Here is a 23,094-nt window from a genome sequence, read left to right as displayed (position 1 = left end):
ATTCACAAGTTAAAATATGTAAAAAGGGGGATGCAAATGAAAAAATACTGGTTATGTATTGCTGTTTTTTTATTATGTTTTAGCGGAATACACTCAGCTGAAGCGGCTACCACTGAATTCGGATCAAAAACAAGCTTCACTTTGGAGGGAAATGCAAAAGAGTTTCATATTGAAAATCCGGGGGCTGTAGCTGCCGACGATTACTTTTTAGGATATAAGTTCACCATAATGAACAACTCTTCGTGCGGTTTAAGCATGAAACTCCAGCGGATGGCGCTGAACGGGAATTTTTATACATTAAGTTCTAAAAACTACAGCGGCAGCTGGTTAAACCTCAGTGCCCAGGATAAAAAATCAATTGATCCGTATCACAAATACAGAATTCTGGTTGAAAGTTCTTCAAACGTCTGTGGCCCCGTCTATATTAAAGGGTTTTACGGTGTAGAATATTATCATTTTGATTGAAAATAGATACTCGCTAAAGGCAGCGGGTTTTTTTATATTTAAATATAACTTATTGCACTATGTACTAAATATTCATAGATAAATTTTAATGCATCCGCCCAAAGGAAACATAAATAAAAGTAAATTCATCACGCACAAATATACAAAGTTAAAAAATGAATGAAAAGTTTCTCTAAGGAAACATTATTAGTTGACTTCAAAAGTGTGATGTCGGATAATAAGAATGTAAGTTTTTCCTCCTTAGCAGATTCGTTTCTTAAGCCAGGGCGAATCTGCTTTTTTTATGCAAAAAAACCCCTCTTTAAGGGGTTTTTTACAATAAATGAAGTTTAATAGAATTAATGTACGGCTCTGAATACGCCGATAACTTTCCCCAAAATGCTTACGTTTTGCAGGATAATCGGCTCCATCGTCGGATTTTCCGGCTGCAGCCGCACATAATTGTCTTCTTTATAGAAGCGCTTGACCGTCGCTTCATCATCTTCGGTCATAGCTACGACGATTTCTCCGTTATTGGCCGTGTTCTGCTGTTTGACAATGACGTAATCTTTGTCAAAAATACCGGCGTCGATCATACTTTCTCCCATGATTTCTAACATAAAGACATGTTCGCCCGGAGGAACCATCCGGTCAGGAAGCGGAAAATACTCGTCGATATTTTCAACAGCCGTAATCGGAATACCCGCCGTCACTTTCCCGATGACCGGAACGTTTACGACCTGGCTTTTCGGAATGTGGACTTCTTCTTCATCCAATACCTCAATCGCCCTCGGTTTAGTTGGGTCCCGTCTGATCAGGCCTTTTGTCTCCAGCCGCGCCAAATGGCCGTGCACGGTTGAACTGGAAGCCAGTCCTACTGCTTCTCCTATCTCTCTTACAGAAGGCGGATATCCTTTCGTTTTTACCTCTTCTTTAATAAAACGCAGGATATCAAGCTGCCTTTTTGATAGCTTCGTCATATTTCGCACCTCAAAACGTCGATTTTAAGTAGATTATAGCATGATTTTCCTGACAGTGCAAACATAGGTTCGAAAAAAACGATTGACAGAAACGTTTGTTCGTATATACTGAAAGGTATAAAAAGCGAACAAACATTCTTATCGGAGGTTGTTTACATGGCGAAAGAATCTATTATATTTGTAGGGCTGTTTACTGCGATTTTAAGTGCCGCTATTTTACTTGTCTCATGTGCGGGAAATGATCAGTCCCTCAGCCAATATGTTAAAATAAAGGTTCAGGACGGCGATACACTCTGGTCACTTGCGGATCATGTAGCAGAAAAGAAACACATTAATAAAGAAGATTTCATTGAGTGGGTGACGGAGAATAATCATCTCCAAACTGCTGATATAAAGCCCGGAGACGAACTTATTCTTCCGGTTAAGAAAAAGCATCCGGCCGTATATCAGCTGGCCATTGTCAATTAGAGAGGAAAGAGAGAAATGAAGGCACTCATTTATGCCCGCGTAAGCACAAACAAAGAACAGCAGCAAACGTCATTAAAAAGACAGGAAGAGGAGCTCAGTGAGATCGCTGCTGCAAACGGCATGGAAGTCGTGAAAGTCATTTCTGAGAAAGCCAGCGGTTACGAAATGGATCGCGACGGAGTATTTGAAATGCTTGATGAAATTAAAAAATCACATATTGACGCGATATTGGTGCAGGACGAAACGAGATTAGGAAGAGGAAACGCCAAGATTGCGCTTTTGCATTGCATTTACAGGGAGAACGTAAAAATATATACGACGGCTCATAAAGGTGAACTGGCGCTTTCCGAAGCTGATTCGATGGTACTCGAAATCGTCAGTATTGTTGAGGAATATCAAAGGAAAATTCACAATATGAAAATCCGGCGGGGAATGAAAAGAGCCGTGAAAAACGGCTACAAACCTGAACGGAATCTGAAAAACAGACATGAAAACAGCGGAAAAGAAAAAAAAGAGGTTCCGGTTTCGGAAATTATCAGGCTGAGAGCCAACAAGCTTACCTTTGCAGAAATCGCAGCGACCTTAAGGGGATTCGGCTACGATGTGTCCAAAGCCACGGTTCACCGGCGGTTTCAGGAATATACCGCAGACACAGAAGGCAGCTGACGCGCATCAGTTGTAAAAAAGACTGCGTTTTAGTAGTATATAATCAACACGCACCAAAGGAGCTTATTATGATTTCTAAAGAAAAAATCGCAAGAATTAACGAATTGGCTCAAAAAGCTAAATCAAACACGATAACGGATGAGGAAAAAGCTGAACAGCAAAAGCTTCGCCAGGAGTATTTGAAAGGATTCCGCTCCTCAATGAAAAATACGTTAAAGAGCGTAAAAGTGATTGATCCGGAAGGCAACGATGTCACCCCTGAAAAATTAAAAAGAGAACAACAGAAAAATAATCTTCATTAAACAGAAAGAATACGGCAATACGTATTCTTTTTTCGTATATACTAATATCAGGATGTGATTTACGACAATTTTCAACAAGTTTATCTCAAATTTAAGCTGAAAGAGTTGAGAAAAAGTCAGCATCGCTTTATGATGAAAAGGTACAACAATAAGGAAGGGGATTATAATGGATACAATTGAAAAGAAATCAGTTGCCACCATTCGTACACTATCTATAGACGCAATTGAAAAAGCGAATTCCGGACATCCGGGCATGCCGATGGGAGCCGCTCCGATGGCATATACGCTGTGGACGAAATTTATGAATGTAAACCCGCAGAATCCGGGCTGGTTTAACCGCGACCGCTTTGTTTTATCAGCAGGCCACGGTTCAATGCTTTTATACAGCATGCTGCATTTAAGCGGATATGACCTCAGCATTGAAGACTTGAAACAGTTCCGTCAATGGGGAAGCAAAACACCGGGACATCCGGAGTTCGGGCACACAGCCGGAGTAGACGCAACGACCGGGCCGCTTGGACAGGGTATTGCAATGGCAGTGGGAATGGCAATTGCAGAACGCCATCTGGCTGAGACATATAACCGTGATTCTTTCAACGTAGTTGATCATTATACATACAGTATTTGCGGAGACGGTGATTTAATGGAAGGCATTTCTTCCGAAGCCGCTTCTCTTGCAGGCCATCTTGAATTAGGCCGCCTGATCGTATTATACGATTCTAATGACATTTCCTTAGACGGCGATTTAGACCGTTCTTTCTCTGAAAATGTAAAGCAGCGTTTTGAAGCAATGAACTGGGAAGTTCTTTATGTTGAGGACGGAAACAACATCGCTGAATTGACGGCTGCAATTGAAAAAGCGCGCCAGAATGATAAAAAACCGACTTTGATTGAAGTGAAAACCACGATCGGTTTCGGCTCTCCAAACCGTGCGGGCACATCCGGCGTTCACGGCGCTCCGTTAGGACTAGAAGAGAGCAAGCTGACAAAAGAAGCGTATGCTTGGACGTTTGAAGAAGATTTTTATGTTCCGGAAGAAGTATACGGGCATTTCAATCAAGCTGTAAAAGAAGCCGGCTCGAAAAAAGAACAGGAATGGAATGAACTGTTCGCGGCTTATAAAGAAAAATATCCTGAGCTTGCTGAACAGCTGTCACTCGGCATGAAAGGCGAGCTTCCTAAAGACTGGGATCAGGAAGTTCCCGTTTATGAAAAAGGCAGCAGCCTTGCTTCCCGCGCATCTTCAGGTGAGGTGCTGAACGGGATCGCCAAGAAAATTCCTTTCTTTGTCGGGGGATCTGCTGACCTTGCGGGTTCAAATAAAACGACAATCAAAAATGGAGGAGACTTCACGGCCAAAGACTACGCCGGGAAAAACTTCTGGTTCGGTGTCCGTGAATTTGCGATGGGCGCTGCATTAAACGGAATGGCGCTTCACGGCGGCCTCCGCGTATTCGGCGGCACATTCTTTGTGTTCTCTGATTATTTAAGACCTGCCATTCGTCTGGCGTCATTGATGGGTCTTCCCGTCACTTATGTATTCACGCATGACAGTATTGCCGTAGGAGAGGACGGGCCGACTCACGAACCGATTGAGCAGCTTGCTTCTTTACGCGCACTTCCTAACCTTTCTGTGATCAGACCTGCTGACGGAAATGAAACCGCAGCTGCATGGAAGGTTGCCGTTCAAAGCCAAGATCATCCGACAGCTCTTGTATTGACACGCCAAAACCTGCCGACGATTGATCAGCAGGCTGAAGAAGCGTATGCGGGCGTGGAAAAAGGGGCTTATATCGTTTCAAAAGCCCAAACGGAATCACCGGCCGCTCTTCTTTTAGCGACAGGTTCTGAAGTCGGACTTGCGATCGAAGCTCAAGCGAAACTGGCTGAAGAAAACATTCACGTATCTGTAGTCAGCATGCCGAGCTGGGACCGCTTTGAAAAACAATCGGCCGAGTACAAAAACAGCGTGCTTCCTCCGAATGTGACGAAACGTCTTGCGATCGAAATGGGTTCAAGCTTCGGATGGGGCAAATTTACCGGTCTTGAAGGAGACGTTCTCGCAATTGACCGTTTCGGTGCTTCAGCTCCGGGAGAAACAATTATGAAAGAATACGGGTTTACTGCAGAAAACGTGGTTGACCGCGTGAAAAAACTTTTAAACAAATAACGAGACAAAAGAGGATGAGTCAAATCATCCTCTTTTTCCTGTTTATGCGACAAAAATAGAAGGGGCGGCGTAACAGTAATAGACAATTCTTTCTTTTCTCCTTTTGTATAATAGAAAGCAATAACGAAGCGCTGTAAAAGGGGATGAGGAAATGGAACGTCATTACTATACGCACCTGATAAAGGATGAGTTTGCGAACCACTACTTCGGGCGGGAAACGGCTATGTTTGAGTTGTTTCGAGACTATCATTGGACAGACCTGACACCCCAGGAATATCAAATGACAGAAAAGCAAGTTCAATATATAACGGAACCGATTCCGGTGATACATATGCATCAGCGTCTCCAGCTGCATTTAAACCGAATGAGTTACAGCCGTTTGGATTCCATTTACCGGCTTACACTGCCCGGAGAAAAGGGCCGCGCCACCTTCATGATGAAAGACAGTTTAATTGAGATTGCGGCTTCGGGAGATTATGAGGCGGAAACGATTTTCTTTGAGATTCTGCGTAAAATCAGCCCCTGTTTTCTTGCAATGGATTTCAAGACACGGCGCTACGGGTGGTTAAATCCGGTCAGAGAAAGAAATTTTGTCTAAAAACGAGGAAAAAGAGATGTAAATGTTGTATAATAGCCTTTGGTTTAGTACACTTTAAACTAGACAACATGAAGGAGGAAATAAAATGACTTTATGGGTTGGCATCCTAGTGGGCGTTGTCGCATTGCTCATAGGTGTTGCACTCGGGTTTTTTATTGCTCGTAAATATATGATGAGCTATTTGAAAAAGAATCCGCCTATTAATGAACAAATGCTACGCATGATGATGATGCAAATGGGAATGAAACCTTCTCAAAAGAAAATTAATCAAATGATGAAAGCCATGAATAATCAAGCGAAATAATACGTACAGATTATGATATAGAGATACATGGTTATAAAAATAAAAAACCCGGAGAGGGTTTTTTATTTTGGCGTCATGTTTCACCCCAACTGCCGGTGTGCAGTTCTTTTTGATATTGTATGAGAAGGTGGTCAAGCTCCTGGCTGAGTTCTATCGTAATGTTTGATGTCATTCCGTTTGTCATGACGATTTTAAGCAGCTCTGCCCGTTTTTTTTCAATTTCATTTAATAGATGCTCTCTAATCACAGGGATATATCCTTTCATACATAAATCTTTCACCTGAGTCGCTATTATTATATCCACATTTATACTGTTTTTCAAATAAGAAGGAGTATAATATCTCGATGTCAAATTAAATTATATAAGCTTTTTCTATAAAAAGTAATCCTTCTCGGGAAAGTGTTAAAAAAATGAAATGATTTTGTCATAACTCGAAGGGAGTGTGTCATCGTGAGTTTTAATTACTTTTTGACGTTTGGGGCCGGATTTCTGTCTTTCATTTCTCCATGCTGTCTGCCGTTGTACCCCGCCTTTTTATCTTACATAACTGGTGTCAGTATGGACGAGGTGAAAACAGAAAAGGTGATGCTGCAAAAGCGCGGCCTCGTGCATACACTTTGTTTTTTGCTTGGTTTCTCCGTGATTTTTATCGCATTGGGATATGGAACTTCGTTTATCGGCAGTTTTTTTACCCAATATCATGAAGCGATCCGCCAGTTTGGCGCTATCATGCTGATCCTTTTCGGGCTGATTACTGCCGGTGTGTTTCAACCGAAATTCATGATGAAAGAGCGGCGCATTCACTTTAAACGCCGTCCGGAGGGGTTTATCGGTTCGGTTCTGATCGGTCTTGCGTTTGCAGCCGGCTGGTCGCCGTGCAGCGGGCCCATTTTAGGGGCCGTGTTTTCGCTGGCCAATACAAATCCTTCTTCAGCAGTGCCGTATATGTTTTTATATGTTCTCGGATTTGCGATTCCTTTTCTTGTTCTTTCATTTTTTATTACCAGAATGAATTGGATCCGCAAGCATCAGCTGCTTATCATGAAAATCGGCGGCATTCTTATGATTCTGATCGGAGTTATGCTGTTTTTTAACTGGATGAGCTACATTCTGATCGTTCTGTCAAATCTTTTCGGAGGATTTACGGGTCTGTAACGGATTAATAACTTTTGAACTATTATATACCCTTTTGTTTTTGGTACAATAAGACTAGTTAATGTTAAATATGTGGAGGGGAATATGACACGAGTTTTAGTTGTAGATGACGCCAAGTTCATGAGGGTGAAAATCAGAGAGATTCTGGAATCGGCGAATTACACAGTGGCCGGGGAAGCGGCTGACGGTGAGGAAGCTCTGGCAGTATATCAAAAAATCCGTCCCGACCTGGTGACAATGGATATTACCATGCCGGTCAAAAACGGTATACAGGCCCTGCAGGATATTTTAGCTTTTGACCCGAAAGCCCGGATCATCATGTGCACCGCCATGCGGCAGCAGCGGATCGTTCTGGAAGCGATTGAATTAGGCGCTAAAGACTTTATCGTTAAACCGTTTGAAGCATCTAAAGTGCTGGAGGCCGTAGGCCGGGTAACGGGAACGTAAACGTGTTCTCTTTTCAAATTGGTTTTTTTTATGTTTTTGGAGTATAGTATATAGTATCAAACTCCGTGCAAGCAAAGGAATGATAAAGATGATGATTATAATTTCATCCGTTATTGCAGCGGCCATGGCAATTTCCGTGATGATCGTCAGGATTAAATCCTCCGACAAGCCCGCTTCACCTAAAAAAATAATTCTCCCGCCGATTTTCATGAGTACGGGAGCGCTTATGTTCCTTTTTCCGATTTTCAGAGTGACGGGCGAAGAATTTTTGGAGGCCATTACGCTGGGCGTGATCTTCTCTATTTTTCTGATTAAAACATCTAAATTTGAGATTAAAAATAATGAAATCTATTTAAAACGGTCAAAAGCGTTTGTGTTTATCCTGATTGGTCTCTTGGTTATCAGAATCGCTATGAAATCCATTTTGAGCACGACGATTGATTACGGAGCTTTAAGCGGAATGTTTTGGATTCTGGCTTTCGGAATGATTGTCCCGTGGCGCATCGCGATGTTTTTGTCTTACCGCAAACTTTCGAATGAACTGAAGACCGCTGATATTCAGATGAATTAAAACCTTTCCGTCCGCCGGAAAGGTTTTTTATTTGAGCAGGGCTTGATAAGGATTAAGATCAATCTGTTTTTCACGGAGATGCTTTTTTAAAAATTGATGATCACGCTTAGGAGTGGCCAGTATGTAACCCCTGATGATTAAATCACGGTTTATTTGTTCAGCTTCCTCCGCTAAGGAAAGTTCACCGATTTTTCCGGCGATTTTCGCTTTGGCTACATCCCGAAAGAGCTCCGGTACGGGGGCGACCAGTTCATCCAAAAACGCCTTGTCACCCTCATTCCATAAGTGCCTGCTTTTTTCAATATAATAGTCCTGCCAATCCAGTTCTGACCGGCCGTCTTCTTTCGGTAAGCGTTTTAAAAATTTTCGAAACATAAAAAACCCGCCGATAGACAGCAATCCGATCATCACGATGACCCAAAATAAAATAAACCACATAAACCAGCCTTCCAGCATTGTTCTATCTCCTCCTTACTTTAACCATATTGTAAACGAAGACAGAATAGAAGAACACATGAAAAAAAGAATAGAAAAAATGATAGATGTCCAGTCATTTCAGTTGCTAGAACATATTCTATCGTATAGTGATTCTGCTATTTGGCCATGGGAGATTCACTTTGAGGGTATATGACTGATATGACCGGACAAAAAAGCCGCTTCCATTGAGGGATGAAAGCGGCTTTTTTATGTTATAGAGGAAATTGAAAGGAAAAAGAGGCAGGAGTCTCATTTGGCTCCTTGTTCATGGAGACGGTCAGAATATGGTTGGTGAAATCAGTGAAAATATGTTTGTCATTCAGATAAAAAGGAAGCATCATTTGTTTGTTTAACGTCCGTTCAAGCGTTTTAACAGAGAGCATAAACTCATTCCCCGAAAGAGTGACGGTTATCGCTTGCACCTGCTTCAGCGCCGTCAGGTCGGCTTCAATGATATATTGACGGCTTGTTTCATATAGATCGATCGGCAGCGTCTCGTCATACCAAGCATACGGGTCCTCGTAAAACTGCCGCAGCCATTCTTCCGTATCATCAAATTCTTCAGCGTTTTTTGAGTGATTCATGGAAGCATCCCTCCATATTAAAAAGCCTTGCTATAACGTATGCAGAAGCTTTGAATGGGTGAATGGCACAAAAAAACAGACACGGGGTCTGTTTTACATATCGTGGCTTGTATTATGTTTTTGTCTTGTATGGTTGCGGTTTTTCACTTTTTTGCTTCCGCTCAGCGGTTCCGGCTGGCCGGGGTTATGGCCCTTCGGAGCATTTTTATGCATATCTTTACTCGTATTTTTATTTGTCATGTTAATGCCTCCTTTTTAAGGTGTTCCGGCTATTGGTTTGTTTTTCTTTTTTTATTGTTCTGCCGTTCTTCTTCCGTCAGGACGAGCTGGTCATTTTCTATATAACCCGCGCCTTTGCCTTGGCTTTTCGCATCATTCATGCCGTTAATGACATGATTGGCTTTCCGTTTTACCATGATCATCACCTCAACATTAATATGGCTCTTTACAGCCCGTTGTATGAGGCGGAAAATCGGACAAAATTTACCGAAAATCATGCTGATAAGACGATCTTATTGTATTTAATAAAAACATTGATATTTACTTATGTATGATTTTATACTAAGATGAAATTGTGAGAAAATTGTGATGGAATGTGAACATTCATCTAAAGAACGATCTTGATCATTGAAGGGGGATTTTGGAGAATGACAAATCAGCAAAAAGTCGCAACACAAGACGTTTTCCAAGCAAGAAAAACATTTTCTTCAAATGGGAAAACATACAACTACTATTCATTAAAAGCATTGGAAGACGCAGGGGTCGGCAATGTTTCAAAACTTCCTTATTCTATTAAGGTTCTTTTGGAATCCGTTTTGCGTCAGGTAGACGGACGCGTCATTACAAAAGAACATGTTGAAAATTTAGCAAGATGGGGTACTGCTGAATTAAAAGATATCGATGTGCCGTTTAAACCGTCACGGGTTATTCTACAGGACTTTACCGGTGTTCCGGCCGTAGTTGACCTGGCATCTTTAAGAAAAGCCATGGCCTCTGTCGGCGGAGACCCTGATAAAATCAATCCTGAAATTCCGGTTGACCTGGTCATTGACCACTCCGTACAAGTCGACAAAGCCGGTACGGAAGACGCGTTAGCCATTAATATGGACTTAGAATTCGAAAGAAATGCAGAACGTTATAAATTTTTAAGCTGGGCAAAGAAAGCGTTTAACAATTATCAGGCCGTTCCGCCTGCAACAGGTATCGTTCACCAGGTAAACCTTGAGTTTTTGGCAAGTGTCGTTCATACGAAAGAGGAAGACGGAGAACTTGTGACATATCCTGATACATTGGTGGGAACAGATTCCCATACAACAATGATTAACGGAATCGGCGTCCTCGGCTGGGGTGTCGGCGGTATTGAGGCGGAAGCGGGAATGCTCGGCCAGCCTTCATATTTCCCTGTTCCTGAGGTCATCGGCGCGAAACTTGTCGGAAAATTGCCTAATGGAACGACGGCGACTGACTTGGCGCTGAAAGTCACTCAAGTGCTGCGCGAAAAAGGCGTAGTCAATAAATTTGTTGAATTCTTCGGTCCTGGTGTTGCTGAGCTTCCGCTTGCGGATCGTGCGACTATTGCCAATATGGCGCCGGAATACGGAGCGACTTGCGGATTCTTCCCGGTTGACGAGGAAGCACTTTCTTACCTGCGTCTGACCGGTCGTGAAGAAGAGCAGATCGATATTGTAGAGGCATACTGCCGCAACAACGGTTTATTCTATACGCCTGACGCGGAAGAGCCGATTTTTACAGACGTTGTGGAAATAGATCTGTCAAAAATTGAAGCGAACCTTTCAGGCCCGAAACGTCCGCAGGATTTAATCCCGCTTTCCGTTATGCAGGAAACGTTTAAAAAACATCTTGTCAGCCCGGCCGGAAACCAAGGATTCGGAGCGGATGCTGCTGAAGAGAACAAAGAAATTTCATTTAAACTTAACAGCGGTGAAGATGCGGTTATGAAAACAGGGGCGATTGCAATCGCCGCTATTACAAGCTGTACGAATACATCAAACCCTTATGTATTAATCGGTGCCGGATTGGTAGCCAAAAAAGCGGTAGAATTAGGCTTGAAAGTGCCGAATTATGTTAAAACATCACTTGCACCGGGGTCTAAGGTTGTTACTGGATACTTAGTCAACTCGGGCCTGCTTCCTTACATGAAGGAGCTCGGCTTTAACCTCGTAGGGTATGGCTGTACGACATGTATCGGGAACTCCGGCCCGCTTTCTCCAGAGATTGAAGAAGCGGTTGCTAAAAATGATCTCTTGATCACTTCTGTCTTGTCGGGTAACAGAAACTTTGAAGGCCGGATCCATCCGCTTGTCAAAGGAAACTACCTTGCGTCACCTCCGCTTGTTGTGGCATACGCATTAGCAGGCACTGTGAATATCAACCTGAAAACGGATCCGATCGGTGTCGGAAATGACGGACAAAATGTTTATTTCGATGACATCTGGCCGTCCATGGATGAAATCAATTCTCTCGTCAAACAGACTGTTACGCCGGAATTATTCCGCAAAGAGTATGAAACGGTATTTGACGACAACCAGCGCTGGAACGAAATCGAAACGACGGATGAAGCGCTGTACAAGTGGGATCAGGATTCCACTTACATTCAAAACCCGCCGTTCTTTGAGGAAATGTCTGTAGAGCCGGGAAAAGTTGAGCCTTTAAGAGGACTTCGCGTTGTCGGCAAATTCGGCGATTCCGTGACGACTGACCACATTTCTCCGGCCGGAGCGATCGGAAAAGACACACCGGCGGGCAAATACCTGCAGGAAAAAGGCGTTTCTCCTCGTGACTTTAACTCTTACGGCTCACGCCGCGGAAACCATGAAGTCATGATGAGAGGAACATTCGCCAATATCCGCATTAAAAACCAAATCGCACCGGGTACAGAAGGCGGATACACAACACATTGGCCTACCGGGGAAGTGACATCTATTTATGATGCCTGCATGCGGTATAAAGATGATAAAACGGGTCTTGTCGTCCTGGCCGGAAAAGATTACGGAATGGGCTCTTCACGTGACTGGGCTGCAAAAGGAACAAACCTGCTCGGCATCAGAACAGTCATTGCCGAAAGCTTTGAAAGAATTCACAGAAGCAACCTCGTCTTCATGGGTGTGCTGCCGCTCCAGTTCAAACAGGGTGAAAACGCGGATACACTCGGCTTAACCGGTAAGGAAGTCATCGAGGTGGATGTTGATGAATCTGTACGTCCGCGCGACTTGCTGACTGTCAGAGCAATCAGTGAAGACGGTACGGTAAAAACATTTGAAGTTGTTGTCCGTTTTGACAGTGAAGTGGAAATTGATTACTATCGCCACGGCGGCATTTTACAAATGGTGCTTCGCGATAAAATGAAACAGTAGCAGAATGAACAAAGGAGAGAAAGCAGTCTGCTTTCTCTCTTTTTATGCGGGAGGCCTTGAGATGCTTGCGAAATGGCTGGGCGGAATGTTACTTATCGGGTTGTTAGTGTATGCGGGCTGGAACATTTATTCTGTACAAAAAAGTCCGAAAGAAGGGACAGAAGAAGGGATGAAAGCCCCTGACTTTACACTTGATACATTGTCAGGAAAAAGTATCTCCCTTTCTGATTATAAAGGAAAAAAAGTGCTCCTCAATTTCTGGGCGACGTGGTGTAAGCCGTGCCGAATGGAAATGCCCGATATGCAGGAGCTGCAGAAAGAATATCCTGATATTGCGGTAGCAGCCGTTAATTTTACGTCCTCTGAAAAAAATATACAGGCTGTGAAATCATTTGCTGATCATTATCAGCTGACCTTTCCTATTCTGATTGACAAAAGCGGAATTAACGGAGATTTCAACGTGCTTTCTTATCCGACAACATACATATTAGACGAAAAAGGAACCATTCAGCACATTCGCGTAGGCACGATGACAAAAAAAGAAATGAAAGAAAAACTGGATCTCAAATAGAGGTTCAGTTTTTTTATTGTGAAGGACTTAGGTTTTGAAAAATTGGAAAAAATGAATGAAAACACGGAGGTGAGAAGATTGAAAAAAATGCGAAAACGTTCTTTTCATGAATTGGTTATGGAAAATAAACGTGAGCTGATGACCAATACGGAATATTTGAATCAGCTTGAAGAAAAGCTGGAGCAGCGGTTCAAACAAAAATAACCTTTAATTTGCAGTCATGTTTGCACCTCCTTTTGCAAAATATACTCTTAAGGAGGGATGAACATGGGCATAAACAAGAAAGACGGCCAGCCGCAATACGCTCCGAGCCACTTAGGGACAAAACCCGTTAAATATAAACGCAACAAAGGGGAAAAGTTTCATGACAAGTCAAACGGACATCCGATTGTCATGCAGACGAAAGGCGAATAACATCAACAAAGGAGAGCAGACATTATGACAAACAATGATCAAAAACCAAATCCGGATGACCGTTCCGATAACGTTGAAAAGCTGCAGGATATGGTCCAGAATACAATTGAAAATATAGAAGAAGCCAAAGAATCAATGGAATTTGCGACAGATGAGGAAAAACAGCGCATTCAAGAGAAGAATGCCAGACGCAATGAAAGCATTGAATCGTTCCGCAGTGAAATCCAGGATGAATCGGCTGCAAGAGAAAACGGCTATCAATCATAATAAAAACCAGGGAAACCTGGTTTTTTTCTCTTTCCGGCTCGTTGTGATAAAATGGGGCTAATCTGATAATAAGGGAGCAGAGAACGTTGCATGTGTCAAAAAAAGAAATAGAAGTGCGTTATGCGGAAACAGATCAAATGGGCATCGTCTATCATGCCAATTACTTAGTCTGGATGGAGGTTGGCAGAACGGCGCTGATTAAGGAACTCGGATTCCTTTACAAGGATATGGAAGACAGAGGAGTGCTGTCCCCTGTATTGGATATCAGCATTTCTTATAAAAAGCCGCTCCGCTACGGAGAAACGGCTGTCGTACATACTTGGATTGAAGAATATAACGGATTTAAAACCGTTTACGGCTACCACATCTATAATCCGGATCAAGAACTTGCCATCAAGGCGACATCCTCTCATATATGCGTTGATAAAGAGAGTTTCAAACCGATTCAGTTTCGCAAGGCTTTTCCTGATTGGCATGCCGCTTACGAAAAGGCAAAAAAATAAGGAGCGGCTGCAGTTATGGCATTTGGAATTACGCGCAGGGAACTGGAAAGATGGAAGCGGGATGTATCGGAAGGGAAAATCGCTTTTTTAACGCATTACTGGCTGGACGACCGCTTTCCGGAGGCTAAGACCGTGACGAAGGCCGGTTCAAGCGATCTCAATAAACTGATCAGATGGGGAGCGGAGTACGGGCTGAAGCCGGAGTGGATTCACCATAAAAATGAATTTCCCCACTTTGACCTGCTCGGTGATACGCAAAGAAGCATATTAGAAAAAGAACGTCTGACTGATCATCTCAAAAGGTTCAGGCTGTAAAAAAAAGAACGCATCCGCTGCGTTCTTTTTTTCTTACACGTAATCAAATACCGGCTCTTCTGCCTGATCTGAATATGTGACTGACAAATCGTGATTATCAAAGTACCATAAGTCGCTTTCTTCAATAAAAAAGGTAATGCCTTCAACTTCCGTGCTGGTGCCGATGTTCATCGGCCGGTCTTTTAAAATGCCGAGAGAAAAGCCTTTCTGAACGTTGCTGCATCCCCCGTAACGGACAAAGAAACGGACATGGTCGCCTGTTTCCAGATCGAGCTCTTCTTTGTACCAATCCAGCGCGCCTTTCGTTACTTTCATGTTCATCCGGAACACTCCCTTTTTGTTTCTCATATAAAGAAATTATCTCTATTATAAACGCATATGGCATTTTGATGTCAAAATTGAAGTTTCATCAAAACCATTTGATCTTCGGTTCTGTTTTGTTTATAATCCGTTTGATGTTTGCCCTGTGTCTGTAGATAACAAACGCGGTCAAGAGCGTCACTACGACTAATAAATAAGGGTCTTTTACAAACAGACAGTAAATAATCGTATAAATCCCTGTTAACATTGAAGACAGAGAAACAAATTTCGTAAGGAATAAAAATACGAAAAATACTGCAACCATCGTAACGAATAACAGCGGAGCATAAAACAGCAGGACGCCCCCTGATGTGGCTACGGCTTTGCCTCCCTTAAACTTTGCGAACACGGGGAATACATGGCCGATTACTGCTGCCACCCCTGCGAGAAGAGGATGAATGGGGACGTGCAGTAAATATGGGAGCGCCGCGGCCAAGGTGCCTTTTAAAATATCGGCTGCGATGACAACAGATCCCGCTTTAACGCCAAGCGTGCGAAAAGCATTTGTAGCGCCCAAATTGCCGCTTCCGTGTTCTCTAATATCGATCCCTTTCGCAAGTTTGCCTACGATTAAACCTGACGGGATGCTGCCTATTACATAGGCCAAAATAATCAATAAAGCAATCAACATCTACATTTCTCCTTTTCAATGTCCCTTCACTCTATTTTAACACGAGTTGTTACCGTCTGATGACAAGTTTTTTGAGAATTAAGCTGACAAAGCGCTTTTTTTGATTCCGGCGAAGCGGTCATGTACAATATATCAAAAGGAGATGGTAAAGATGCAAAATCCTTCAAAATCAGAGATTAAAGAAATTCTGGACCGTAGCAAACGGATCGCAGTCGTCGGGCTGTCAGAGCGTCCCGACCGGACTTCTTACATGGTTTCCAAAGCGATGCAGGATGAAGGGTATGAAATTATTCCCGTCAATCCAACGATTGATGAGGCGCTTGGCGTTAAAGCCGTCGCTTCATTAAAAGACGTGGAGGGACCGATTGATATCGTGAATGTGTTCAGACGCTCTGAGCAGCTTCCCGGCGTCGCTGAAGAATTTTTACAGACGGACGCTCCCGTTTTTTGGGCGCAGCAGGGCCTTGCAAATGAAGAAGCGTATCGCATGATTACAGACAAAGGACGGACGGCTATTATGGATTTATGTATAAAAGTCGCCCGCGCTGTTATAAAATAGGAACAAAAAAAGCAAAAATCCTTGGCAAATCAGGGGTTTTTGCTTTTTTATTGAAAGAATACTCTTTGCGTATGATGATGAAACAGATACAATAAAGCATGAACAGCTTTTTTAGAAACCCCTTTATACAGGGGTTTACAGTCTGTTTGCGATGGCCGGCATAAAGCTATATAATAGAAAGCGAACTCATGTTCTTATTCGCTGAAAAGGGCACCAGAAAGATGAAAAGCCGTTCGAATGTATGTCTTGCGGCCTAAAAAACGAGCCATTCGCTTAAATATGTTGCGAAATCAAGCATATTGGTTATAATTGTGAGTCCGAGGAGAATTGGACCGAAGCTTGCGCATACTGAAAAACAAAGACATGAAAACATTTAAAAAAGAAAATGATTAAGAGCAGGTTTTTTGAAAGGGGTTTGTACGTTTGGCTAGAAAACAGCAATTTGATTACAACGAAGATGCCATACAGGTGCTTGAAGGCCTGGAAGCCGTCAGAAAACGACCGGGAATGTACATCGGTTCGACGGACGCACGCGGCCTGCACCATCTGGTATATGAGATCGTCGACAATTCCGTCGATGAAGTTCTTGCCGGCTACGGAGATCATATTATCGTAACGATACATAAGGACAACAGCATCTCTGTACAGGACAGAGGACGCGGAATGCCGACCGGGATGCATAAGCTAGGAAAGCCGACGCCGGAAGTTATTTTCACCGTGCTGCATGCCGGGGGGAAATTCGGACAGGGCGGCTATAAAACAAGCGGCGGTCTGCATGGTGTCGGCGCATCTGTCGTAAACGCATTATCGGAGTGGCTGACGGTTACTATTGAGCGTGACGGATATGTGTATAAACAGCGGTTTGAAAACGGCGGCAAGCCCGTGACTTCACTTGAAAAAATCGGTACGACCAAAAAAACGGGAACGCTTACCCATTTTAAACCTGATCCGTCAATGTTCAGCGCAACGGTTTATAATTTTGACACGCTGTCAGAACGTCTGCGCGAATCGGCTTTCTTGTTAAAAGGTTTGAAAATAGAATTAATAGATGAACGGAACGGCGTAAAGGAAGTATTTTATTATGAGAACGGAATTGAAGCATTTGTCGCTTATCTAAACGAGGAAAAAGACGCTTTATGCGAAGTGGTTTCCTTTGAAGGCGAGCATCATGACATTGAAGTCGATTTCGCGTTTCAGTTTAATGACGGGTATTCAGAAAATATGCTGTCATTCGTTAATAACGTCAGAACAAAGGACGGCGGCACCCACGAATCAGGAGCCAAAACGGCAATGACAAGGGCGTTTAACGAGTATGCGCGAAAGGTCGCCCTTTTAAAAGAGAAAGACAAGAACCTTGAAGGCGCCGATATCAGGGAAGGTTTGTCCGCAATCATTTCCGTGCGTATCCCGGAGGAACTGCTGCAATTTGAAGGACAGACGAAAGGGAAGCTTGGCACAAGTGAGGCGAGATCCGCCGCGGATGCCGTCATTTCCGAGAATCTTGCTTATTTCCTGGAAGAAAACCGCGATACGGCAACCCTGCTTGTCAAAAAAGCGATTAAAGCAAGCCAGGCCCGTGAAGCGGCCCGTAAAGCGAGAGAAGAAGCGAGAAGCGGCAAAAAACGCAAAAAATCAGAAGCGACGCTGAGCGGAAAACTCACACCGGCCGGTTCCAGAAATCCGGCGAAGAATGAATTGTATCTTGTGGAGGGAGACTCTGCGGGAGGTTCTGCAAAACAGGGAAGAGACCGGAAGTTCCAAGCCGTGCTGCCCCTTCGCGGAAAGGTCATCAACACAGAGAAAGCAAAGCTTGCAGACATCTTTAAAAATGAAGAAATCAATACGATTATTCATGCGATCGGAGGCGGTGTCGGCGCAGATTTTGAGATAGACGACATCAACTATGACAAGATCATTATCATGACGGACGCGGATACCGACGGCGCGCACATTCAAGTCTTGCTGTTAACGTTTTTCTACCGCTATATGAAACCTTTAATCGAGCACGGAAAAGTCTTCATCGCCCTTCCGCCTCTTTACAAAGTGAGCAAAGGAAGCGGTAAGAAAGAGATTATTGAATATGCTTGGTCCGACGAAGAAATGGACGGCGTTTTAAAGAAAGTCGGCAAAGGGTATACCATCCAGCGCTATAAAGGTCTGGGAGAAATGAACGCAGACCAGCTCTGGGAAACGACGATGAATCCCGAATCGCGAACGCTCGTCAGAGTCAAGATCGACGATGCGGCACGGGTAGAGCGCCGTGTAACGACATTAATGGGAGACAAAGTAGAACCGAGAAGAAAATGGATTGAAAAAAATGTTGCCTTCGGATTAGATGAGGAAAGCAATATTTTAGAAAATGAAAACTTGTCGGTCGCTGAGGAGGTTTAATAGTGGCACAGCCAGAATTATTTCATGATTTACCTTTAGAAGAAGTAATCGGCGACCGTTTCGGACGCTATAGTAAATACATTATTCAAGACAGGGCGCTGCCTGATGCTCGTGACGGTTTAAAGCCGGTGCAGCGGAGAATTTTATACGCCATGCACGCAGACGGAAATACTTTCGATAAAAATTTCCGTAAAGCGGCGAAAACGGTCGGAAACGTTATCGGTAATTATCATCCGCACGGTGACAGCTCCGTTTATGAAGCGATGGTGCGGATGAGCCAGGATTGGAAAGTGCGGAATGTCCTGATTGAGATGCACGGCAACAATGGAAGCATTGACGGTGATCCGCCGGCTGCCATGCGTTATACGGAAGCGAGATTATCTTCTATCGCATCAGAGCTTTTGCGTGACATTGATAAAAATACGGTTGAATTCGTTCCGAACTTTGATGACACTAGTAAAGAACCGGTTGTTTTGCCCGCCATGTTCCCTAACTTGCTTGTCAACGGATCAACCGGGATTTCAGCGGGCTATGCGACTGATATTCCCCCTCATCATCTGGGTGAGGTCATTGATGCCGTCATTAAACGGATTGAATCTCCGGATTGCACCGTCGATGACTTGATGCAGGTGATTAAAGGGCCCGACTTTCCGACAGGAGGCATTATTCAAGGAGTCGACGGCATTCGGAAGGCTTATGAAACCGGGAAAGGCAAAATTATTATCCGCGGCAAGGCTGAAGTGGAATCCGTAAGAGGCGGACGGGAGCAGATCGTCATTACAGAAATTCCGTTTGAAGTAAACAAAGCCAATCTCGTAAAGAAAATGGATGAATACCGCATAGACAAAAAAGTCGAAGGCATTTCTGAAGTCCGGGATGAAACTGACCGCACGGGGCTTCGGGTGGTCGTTGAGTTAAAGAAAGAAGCCGATGCAAAAGGCATTTTGAATTTCTTATATAAAAACACTGATCTGCAGACAACTTATAACTTTAATATGGTCGCCATACATAACCGCCGGCCGATGCTGATGAGTCTTACGGCCATCCTGGATGCGTATATTTCCCACCAGAAGGAAGTGGTGACAAACCGCTCCGTCTTTGAATTGCAAAAAGCAAAAGAGCGGCACCACATCGTTGAAGGACTGATGAAGGCACTGTCTGTGTTAGATGAGGTCATAGCCGTCATCCGGGCAAGCAGCGACAAGAAAGATGCGAAACAAAACTTAATGTCTAAATTCACATTTACGGAGCCGCAGGCCGAAGCGATCGTATCCTTGCAGCTGTATCGTCTGACAAACACGGATATTACGGCGTTAAAAGAGGAAGCGGAAGAGCTCAGCAAGAAAATTCAGGAGCTCGAAGCCATTTTAAGTCATGATAAAAAGCTGTTAAAAGTCATTACAAGCAGCCTGAAAAAATTGAAAAAGACCTATGCTGACAGCAGACGGTCTGTCATTGAAGAAAAGATTGAGGAAATTAAAATCAATCTTGAAGTCATGGTAGCCTCTGAGGACGTATATGTGACAGTCACAAAAGACGGCTATGTAAAACGAACAAGCCAGCGGTCATTTGCCGCTTCTAACGGCCAGGATTTCGGTATGAAGGATACTGACAGGCTGATTCACCAATTTGAAATGAACACAACGGATGTTCTCCTGCTCTTTACCAATAAGGGAAGCTATGTTTATTGTCCGGTTCACCAGCTTCCCGATATCAGGTGGAAAGACATGGGGCAGCACGTAACGAACATCATCACGATTGACCGTGATGAAACCATCGTGAAAGCTATACCGGTAAAAGAATTTGATCCATCTTCATATTTATTGTTTATGACGAAAAACGGCATGGTGAAAAGAACTGAAATGACGCATTACAAAGCGCAGCGTTACTCGAAAGCGCTTGTTGCCCTTAACCTTAAAGGGGACGACGAGCTGATTGATGTTCATGTCACAGACGGCGGCTGCCAGCTGTTTATTGCCACCCGCCTCGGGTACGGTTTATGGTTCGGTGAAGATGAAGTAAATGTAGTCGGTGCCCGTGCGGCCGGCGTAAAGGGCATAAATGTAAAAGACGGTGATACCGTCGTATCAGGACAAATTCTGCATGAGACAGATTCGCTTGTCCTTGTCACACAGCGGGGAGCAATCAAGCGGATGAACCTATCTGAATTCGAAAAAACATCCAGGGCGAAGCGCGGTGTCATCATGCTGCGTGAGCTTAAAAAGAACCCGCATCGCGCAGTCGGCGTATTCGCGTGCGCTTTAGCCGACATGATCGCTGCGGAAACAGAAAAAGGCGAGAGAATCGAAATCGCCGTGAAGTCCTTGCGGGCGAATGACCGATACAGCAACGGTTCCTTCTTTACCGATGAAGATGAGACAGGGCCGGTAACAGATGTATGGCGTATCCCCGCATCTGATGTTTAAGAGTAAAATGAAAATAAAAAACCTCCGCTCATGGGACTGACCCCCGTTTTTGAGACAGGGATCAAAACACCTTTAAGCAGCCAGCTGTCGGTATGTGACCGGCGGCTGGTTGTTTAGTTTCGTTTGAATACGAATGTTGTTATAATAGTATATATAGGTTTCGACAGTTTGCTCTACGATGGTCGTCGTAGTGCTTTCCAACCTGTCGAGGTAGAACGTTTCAGACTTTAGTGAGGAATGAAACGATTCGATGGAGGCATTATCAGCGGGTGTCCCTTTACGGGACATGCTCATGGTAATGCCTTTTGTTTTAACAGCTTTCTGATACTCATAAGATGTATAAACAGAACCTTGGTCACTATGTAACACGCAGTTCTCTGGGAGTACGGGCAGCTGATCAAGTGTGTGTAAGACAAAATCTGTGTCCTGTCTATCGCCAATCGTAAAAGCAATCACTTCTCCATTGTATAAATCCAATATACTGGAAAGATACAATTGTTTCTGCCCATAAGGCAAATATGTGATATCCGTTACTAGCTTTTCCAGAGGGCGATCAGACTGAAAGTTCCGATCTAATATATTCTCGGCCACGGCATATGGCTGCCCATTCTTCTTGCGCTTTTTCACCTTAACCCGGCATTGCCACTGGTTTTTCTGCATAATGCGCTGAACCGTTTTATGATTAATACGCATTCCCTTTTTTAATATGGCTGTGATTTTCCGATAGCCATATCGATACTTATGTTCTCGGCACAACGTGCCGATTTGTTTTTCTAAATGGTATTTAGGGTTATCTTTCATCAGATTCTTCTTCCAACGATAATAAGATGCTCGTGAGATACCTAAATGAATACAGATATCCTGTATGGTCATTGTGCCGCGCAATGCTTCTACAAGCTCGACTGGCGTTTCGCTATCAGCTTCCTTTCCAATTCGTTGTACTTTTTTAACACTTCATTCTTTTGTCTCAGATAACGATTTTCTGCCTGCAGTTTCTCTAATTCGGAAGAATACTCTGGACCTTTTCCATAAGAATATTGCTTTCCGACAGGTTGTTCGAATCGATGTGTGTCCCCAGCTTTATACCACCTGACCCATGTCTGCACCTGCGTCTTATTCTTTATATTCAATTCCTGCATGATCTCCTTCACAGGCACGCCCGCCAATCTCATTTCTACAGCCTTCTGTTTGACTTCAACCGGATAACTCACTCTTGCCCTCATAGAAAAACACCTCCAAGTCTAATTTCGGATAACAACGATCCGTTTTCAAACTTGAAGGTGTTTTTTGTTTGTCTCATATTATGGGGTCAGTCCCCATTGAGCGGAGGTTTTACTATTTAGCTTTCATGGCTGCCGAATAAGTCAGTGATAGCGTGAACGACTTCGATTCCCTGCCATACAAATAAATTCAATGCAGTGAATGAAAACAACCCTAAAATCACCATTCGTAAGATAAACAACATGTTTAACAACCTCCTCATTTTATGTTACATAGATAGGCGATGTTGAACATGAAGCTCATCGAAATACGAGGACTGATAAAATTTAGCGATTAAAAAGCTTTTCTTTCGCTGTCTTCTCCGGGAAGCGGGGCGTCTCCTGTCTGATATCACGATCAGTGAGACAGAAGCGGCAAAAAGCGCCGTCAAGATATATGAGCCCGTCAGCGATTTTTTCTCATCATCAGCATTTTGGCCGGCCTTCATTTCGTGCATTTCCTGCTGGTCGGCTACCGCTTTAAAATGATGAGCAGTATCGAACGCATGGGGAATGGAGAGCAAATGAAAGCTTGCAATCGCTAAAAATAAAATAGAAGCTTTTAAAAACAAGATTTTTTTCAAATGTTCTCCCCCCTTCATAAGTCTGAATATTTTTATTATAATACCCTAATTTAAATGTAAAGTAAACATATTTATTAAATTTAAAAAATTATTATCCTGGTTAAGTATATACCATTCCATCCATCTTTTCATCTCTTTTTTCTTAAAGACCTATTTGTTATGATATGCACGCATTCCAAATGACGTGACAACATTTTTCGGGCTGTAAGATAAAAAACGGGGCATGACAGCAAAAGACGTGATGAAGAAACCGAAACATTTTCTTAAAAAAAC

31 protein-coding genes are annotated in these 23,094 nt (G+C 43.4%); 20 read left to right on the top strand and 11 right to left on the bottom strand.

Features of this window, described 5'->3' with window-relative positions; translation table 11 throughout:
• The first annotated feature begins 36 nt into the window (after positions 1-36).
• Positions 37-465, top strand: coding sequence for a hypothetical protein (locus BZ167_RS00455; RefSeq protein WP_015417546.1), 429 nt, complete (start codon positions 37-39; stop codon positions 463-465).
• A 338-nt stretch (positions 466-803) separates the two neighbouring features.
• Here the strand turns inward: BZ167_RS00455 and lexA are convergent, their stop codons facing one another.
• Positions 804-1,424, bottom strand: coding sequence for a transcriptional repressor LexA (gene lexA, locus BZ167_RS00450; RefSeq protein WP_003154004.1), 621 nt, complete (start codon positions 1,422-1,424; stop codon positions 804-806).
• 156 nt (positions 1,425-1,580) lie between these two features.
• Between lexA and yneA the strand changes: the two genes are divergently transcribed.
• The 6 genes from yneA to BZ167_RS00420 all read left to right on the top strand — a co-directional run bounded on the left by yneA (position 1,581) and on the right by BZ167_RS00420 (position 5,932).
• Positions 1,581-1,892: a cell division suppressor protein YneA gene (gene yneA / locus BZ167_RS00445; RefSeq protein WP_003154001.1), complete on the top strand. Its 312-nt coding sequence runs from the start codon at positions 1,581-1,583 to the stop codon at positions 1,890-1,892.
• 15 nt (positions 1,893-1,907) lie between these two features.
• Positions 1,908-2,558, top strand: coding sequence for a YneB family resolvase-like protein (locus tag BZ167_RS00440; protein WP_015417547.1), 651 nt, complete (start codon positions 1,908-1,910; stop codon positions 2,556-2,558).
• Positions 2,559-2,626: 68 nt separating this feature from the next.
• The gene (locus tag BZ167_RS00435) at positions 2,627-2,860 is read left to right on the top strand and encodes a DUF896 domain-containing protein (protein ID WP_003153997.1); all 234 of its coding nucleotides are present in this window, start codon (positions 2,627-2,629) and stop codon (positions 2,858-2,860) included.
• Between the two features lie 166 nt (positions 2,861-3,026).
• Entirely contained in the window at positions 3,027-5,030 is a 2,004-nt protein-coding gene (gene tkt / locus BZ167_RS00430) for a transketolase (RefSeq protein ID WP_007611727.1), read from the top strand.
• 151 nt (positions 5,031-5,181) lie between these two features.
• The gene (gene sirA, locus BZ167_RS00425) at positions 5,182-5,628 is read left to right on the top strand and encodes a sporulation inhibitor of replication protein SirA (protein WP_003153995.1); all 447 of its coding nucleotides are present in this window, start codon (positions 5,182-5,184) and stop codon (positions 5,626-5,628) included.
• Positions 5,629-5,713: 85 nt separating this feature from the next.
• A complete protein-coding gene (locus tag BZ167_RS00420; protein WP_003153994.1) occupies positions 5,714-5,932 on the top strand; it encodes a YneF family protein in 219 nt (72 codons plus the stop codon).
• 73 nt (positions 5,933-6,005) lie between these two features.
• Here the strand turns inward: BZ167_RS00420 and BZ167_RS00415 are convergent, their stop codons facing one another.
• Positions 6,006-6,179, bottom strand: coding sequence for an aspartyl-phosphate phosphatase Spo0E family protein (locus BZ167_RS00415; RefSeq protein WP_012117647.1), 174 nt, complete (start codon positions 6,177-6,179; stop codon positions 6,006-6,008).
• Between the two features lie 201 nt (positions 6,180-6,380).
• Between BZ167_RS00415 and BZ167_RS00410 the strand changes: the two genes are divergently transcribed.
• From BZ167_RS00410 to BZ167_RS00400, 3 genes are all read left to right on the top strand, one after another.
• Positions 6,381-7,088 carry a cytochrome c biogenesis protein CcdA gene (locus tag BZ167_RS00410; RefSeq protein ID WP_088056486.1) on the top strand — a complete coding sequence of 236 codons (708 nt, stop codon included), beginning with the start codon at positions 6,381-6,383 and terminating at the stop codon, positions 7,086-7,088.
• Positions 7,089-7,172: 84 nt separating this feature from the next.
• Positions 7,173-7,535 carry a response regulator gene (locus tag BZ167_RS00405; protein ID WP_007410327.1) on the top strand — a complete coding sequence of 121 codons (363 nt, stop codon included), beginning with the start codon at positions 7,173-7,175 and terminating at the stop codon, positions 7,533-7,535.
• A 79-nt stretch (positions 7,536-7,614) separates the two neighbouring features.
• Entirely contained in the window at positions 7,615-8,106 is a 492-nt protein-coding gene (locus BZ167_RS00400) for a CcdC family protein (RefSeq protein WP_007611735.1), read from the top strand.
• A gap of 27 nt (positions 8,107-8,133) precedes the next feature.
• On the opposite strand, the gene BZ167_RS00395 is transcribed toward BZ167_RS00400, so the two are convergent.
• The 4 genes from BZ167_RS00395 to sspO form a co-directional block, all read right to left on the bottom strand.
• Entirely contained in the window at positions 8,134-8,562 is a 429-nt protein-coding gene (locus BZ167_RS00395; RefSeq protein ID WP_060674236.1) for a DUF2621 domain-containing protein, read from the bottom strand.
• 233 nt (positions 8,563-8,795) lie between these two features.
• Positions 8,796-9,167 (bottom strand): Hsp20/alpha crystallin family protein, encoded by a 372-nt coding sequence (locus tag BZ167_RS00390; RefSeq protein WP_007410324.1) that lies wholly within the window; start codon positions 9,165-9,167, stop codon positions 8,796-8,798.
• A gap of 93 nt (positions 9,168-9,260) precedes the next feature.
• The gene (locus tag BZ167_RS00385) at positions 9,261-9,407 is read right to left on the bottom strand and encodes a small acid-soluble spore protein P (RefSeq protein ID WP_003153984.1); all 147 of its coding nucleotides are present in this window, start codon (positions 9,405-9,407) and stop codon (positions 9,261-9,263) included.
• 29 nt (positions 9,408-9,436) lie between these two features.
• Positions 9,437-9,583, bottom strand: a complete 147-nt coding sequence (sspO, locus tag BZ167_RS00380) for a small acid-soluble spore protein SspO (protein ID WP_003153982.1) — start codon at positions 9,581-9,583, stop codon at positions 9,437-9,439.
• Positions 9,584-9,814: 231 nt separating this feature from the next.
• Here sspO and acnA point away from each other — a divergent pair, with 231 nt between their 5' ends.
• From acnA to BZ167_RS00345, 7 genes are all read left to right on the top strand, one after another.
• The gene (gene acnA / locus BZ167_RS00375) at positions 9,815-12,541 is read left to right on the top strand and encodes an aconitate hydratase AcnA (protein WP_015417550.1); all 2,727 of its coding nucleotides are present in this window, start codon (positions 9,815-9,817) and stop codon (positions 12,539-12,541) included.
• A gap of 61 nt (positions 12,542-12,602) precedes the next feature.
• On the top strand, positions 12,603-13,112 hold the full coding sequence (locus BZ167_RS00370) for a TlpA family protein disulfide reductase (RefSeq protein ID WP_003153980.1): 510 nt from the start codon (positions 12,603-12,605) through the stop codon (positions 13,110-13,112).
• 78 nt (positions 13,113-13,190) lie between these two features.
• Positions 13,191-13,316, top strand: coding sequence for an FbpB family small basic protein (locus tag BZ167_RS00365; protein ID WP_012117651.1), 126 nt, complete (start codon positions 13,191-13,193; stop codon positions 13,314-13,316).
• Between the two features lie 63 nt (positions 13,317-13,379).
• Entirely contained in the window at positions 13,380-13,526 is a 147-nt protein-coding gene (locus tag BZ167_RS00360) for an acid-soluble spore protein N (protein ID WP_003153977.1), read from the top strand.
• 24 nt (positions 13,527-13,550) lie between these two features.
• A complete protein-coding gene (tlp, locus tag BZ167_RS00355) occupies positions 13,551-13,793 on the top strand; it encodes a small acid-soluble spore protein Tlp (protein WP_003153975.1) in 243 nt (80 codons plus the stop codon).
• 86 nt (positions 13,794-13,879) lie between these two features.
• Complete coding sequence (locus BZ167_RS00350; protein WP_003153973.1) at positions 13,880-14,296, top strand: YbgC/FadM family acyl-CoA thioesterase; 417 nt, start codon at positions 13,880-13,882, stop codon at positions 14,294-14,296.
• A 15-nt stretch (positions 14,297-14,311) separates the two neighbouring features.
• Positions 14,312-14,611: a hypothetical protein gene (locus BZ167_RS00345; RefSeq protein ID WP_061860583.1), complete on the top strand. Its 300-nt coding sequence runs from the start codon at positions 14,312-14,314 to the stop codon at positions 14,609-14,611.
• Between the two features lie 33 nt (positions 14,612-14,644).
• Here BZ167_RS00345 and BZ167_RS00340 read toward each other — a convergent pair whose 3' ends face one another.
• Both BZ167_RS00340 and plsY read right to left on the bottom strand, forming a co-directional pair.
• Complete coding sequence (locus tag BZ167_RS00340; RefSeq protein ID WP_007410318.1) at positions 14,645-14,932, bottom strand: HesB/YadR/YfhF family protein; 288 nt, start codon at positions 14,930-14,932, stop codon at positions 14,645-14,647.
• Positions 14,933-15,020: 88 nt separating this feature from the next.
• Positions 15,021-15,602 carry a glycerol-3-phosphate 1-O-acyltransferase PlsY gene (plsY, locus tag BZ167_RS00335; RefSeq protein ID WP_007410317.1) on the bottom strand — a complete coding sequence of 194 codons (582 nt, stop codon included), beginning with the start codon at positions 15,600-15,602 and terminating at the stop codon, positions 15,021-15,023.
• 151 nt (positions 15,603-15,753) lie between these two features.
• On the opposite strand from plsY, the gene BZ167_RS00330 reads away from it, so the two are divergent.
• The 3 genes from BZ167_RS00330 to parC all read left to right on the top strand — a co-directional run bounded on the left by BZ167_RS00330 (position 15,754) and on the right by parC (position 20,978).
• Entirely contained in the window at positions 15,754-16,161 is a 408-nt protein-coding gene (locus BZ167_RS00330) for a CoA-binding protein (RefSeq protein ID WP_077391901.1), read from the top strand.
• A gap of 423 nt (positions 16,162-16,584) precedes the next feature.
• Entirely contained in the window at positions 16,585-18,552 is a 1,968-nt protein-coding gene (parE, locus tag BZ167_RS00325) for a DNA topoisomerase IV subunit B (protein WP_007611767.1), read from the top strand.
• A 2-nt stretch (positions 18,553-18,554) separates the two neighbouring features.
• Positions 18,555-20,978 carry a DNA topoisomerase IV subunit A gene (gene parC, locus BZ167_RS00320; RefSeq protein ID WP_053573356.1) on the top strand — a complete coding sequence of 808 codons (2,424 nt, stop codon included), beginning with the start codon at positions 18,555-18,557 and terminating at the stop codon, positions 20,976-20,978.
• 72 nt (positions 20,979-21,050) lie between these two features.
• Here parC and BZ167_RS00315 read toward each other — a convergent pair.
• The 3 genes from BZ167_RS00315 to BZ167_RS00310 form a co-directional block, all read right to left on the bottom strand.
• Positions 21,051-22,201 (bottom strand): IS3 family transposase gene (locus BZ167_RS00315; RefSeq protein WP_148660071.1). Its coding sequence is split into 2 segments (ribosomal slippage): positions 21,051-21,928 and positions 21,928-22,201, totalling 1,152 coding nucleotides; the frame shifts between segments, so codons are not numbered across the junction.
• A gap of 116 nt (positions 22,202-22,317) precedes the next feature.
• Positions 22,318-22,443: a hypothetical protein gene (locus BZ167_RS20570; protein WP_013352436.1), complete on the bottom strand. Its 126-nt coding sequence runs from the start codon at positions 22,441-22,443 to the stop codon at positions 22,318-22,320.
• Positions 22,444-22,467: 24 nt separating this feature from the next.
• Complete coding sequence (locus BZ167_RS00310; protein ID WP_003153956.1) at positions 22,468-22,821, bottom strand: hypothetical protein; 354 nt, start codon at positions 22,819-22,821, stop codon at positions 22,468-22,470.
• Between the last annotated feature and the right edge of the window lie 273 nt (positions 22,822-23,094).

The organism is Bacillus sp. 275, from assembly GCF_001999205.1.
Lineage (GTDB): Bacteria > Bacillota > Bacilli > Bacillales > Bacillaceae > Bacillus > Bacillus velezensis.
Note: the sequence above shows the minus strand (reverse complement) of the source record. Positions and strands in the feature narration are given on the sequence as shown.

Bases quoted from the DNA above. Each gene is read 5' to 3' on its own strand.
- BZ167_RS00345 (WP_061860583.1), top strand. From the start codon at position 14,312: ATGGCATTTGGAATTACGCGCAGGGAACTGGAAAGATGGAAGCGGGAT.
- plsY (WP_007410317.1), bottom strand. From the start codon at position 15,602: ATGTTGATTGCTTTATTGATTATTTTGGCCTATGTAATAGGCAGCATC.
- BZ167_RS00385 (WP_003153984.1), bottom strand. From the start codon at position 9,407: ATGACAAATAAAAATACGAGTAAAGATATGCATAAAAATGCTCCGAAG.
- tkt (WP_007611727.1), top strand. From the start codon at position 3,027: ATGGATACAATTGAAAAGAAATCAGTTGCCACCATTCGTACACTATCT.
- yneA (WP_003154001.1), top strand. From the start codon at position 1,581: ATGGCGAAAGAATCTATTATATTTGTAGGGCTGTTTACTGCGATTTTA.
- BZ167_RS00360 (WP_003153977.1), top strand. From the start codon at position 13,380: ATGGGCATAAACAAGAAAGACGGCCAGCCGCAATACGCTCCGAGCCAC.
- tlp (WP_003153975.1), top strand. From the start codon at position 13,551: ATGACAAACAATGATCAAAAACCAAATCCGGATGACCGTTCCGATAAC.
- BZ167_RS00340 (WP_007410318.1), bottom strand. From the start codon at position 14,932: ATGAACATGAAAGTAACGAAAGGCGCGCTGGATTGGTACAAAGAAGAG.
- BZ167_RS00420 (WP_003153994.1), top strand. From the start codon at position 5,714: ATGACTTTATGGGTTGGCATCCTAGTGGGCGTTGTCGCATTGCTCATA.
- BZ167_RS00370 (WP_003153980.1), top strand. From the start codon at position 12,603: ATGCTTGCGAAATGGCTGGGCGGAATGTTACTTATCGGGTTGTTAGTG.
- BZ167_RS00400 (WP_007611735.1), top strand. From the start codon at position 7,615: ATGATAAAGATGATGATTATAATTTCATCCGTTATTGCAGCGGCCATG.
- acnA (WP_015417550.1), top strand. From the start codon at position 9,815: ATGACAAATCAGCAAAAAGTCGCAACACAAGACGTTTTCCAAGCAAGA.
- BZ167_RS20570 (WP_013352436.1), bottom strand. From the start codon at position 22,443: ATGTTGTTTATCTTACGAATGGTGATTTTAGGGTTGTTTTCATTCACT.
- sspO (WP_003153982.1), bottom strand. From the start codon at position 9,583: ATGGTAAAACGGAAAGCCAATCATGTCATTAACGGCATGAATGATGCG.
- BZ167_RS00395 (WP_060674236.1), bottom strand. From the start codon at position 8,562: ATGCTGGAAGGCTGGTTTATGTGGTTTATTTTATTTTGGGTCATCGTG.
- BZ167_RS00435 (WP_003153997.1), top strand. From the start codon at position 2,627: ATGATTTCTAAAGAAAAAATCGCAAGAATTAACGAATTGGCTCAAAAA.
- BZ167_RS00330 (WP_077391901.1), top strand. From the start codon at position 15,754: ATGCAAAATCCTTCAAAATCAGAGATTAAAGAAATTCTGGACCGTAGC.
- sirA (WP_003153995.1), top strand. From the start codon at position 5,182: ATGGAACGTCATTACTATACGCACCTGATAAAGGATGAGTTTGCGAAC.
- BZ167_RS00405 (WP_007410327.1), top strand. From the start codon at position 7,173: ATGACACGAGTTTTAGTTGTAGATGACGCCAAGTTCATGAGGGTGAAA.
- BZ167_RS00390 (WP_007410324.1), bottom strand. From the start codon at position 9,167: ATGAATCACTCAAAAAACGCTGAAGAATTTGATGATACGGAAGAATGG.
- BZ167_RS00455 (WP_015417546.1), top strand. From the start codon at position 37: ATGAAAAAATACTGGTTATGTATTGCTGTTTTTTTATTATGTTTTAGC.
- lexA (WP_003154004.1), bottom strand. From the start codon at position 1,424: ATGACGAAGCTATCAAAAAGGCAGCTTGATATCCTGCGTTTTATTAAA.
- BZ167_RS00440 (WP_015417547.1), top strand. From the start codon at position 1,908: ATGAAGGCACTCATTTATGCCCGCGTAAGCACAAACAAAGAACAGCAG.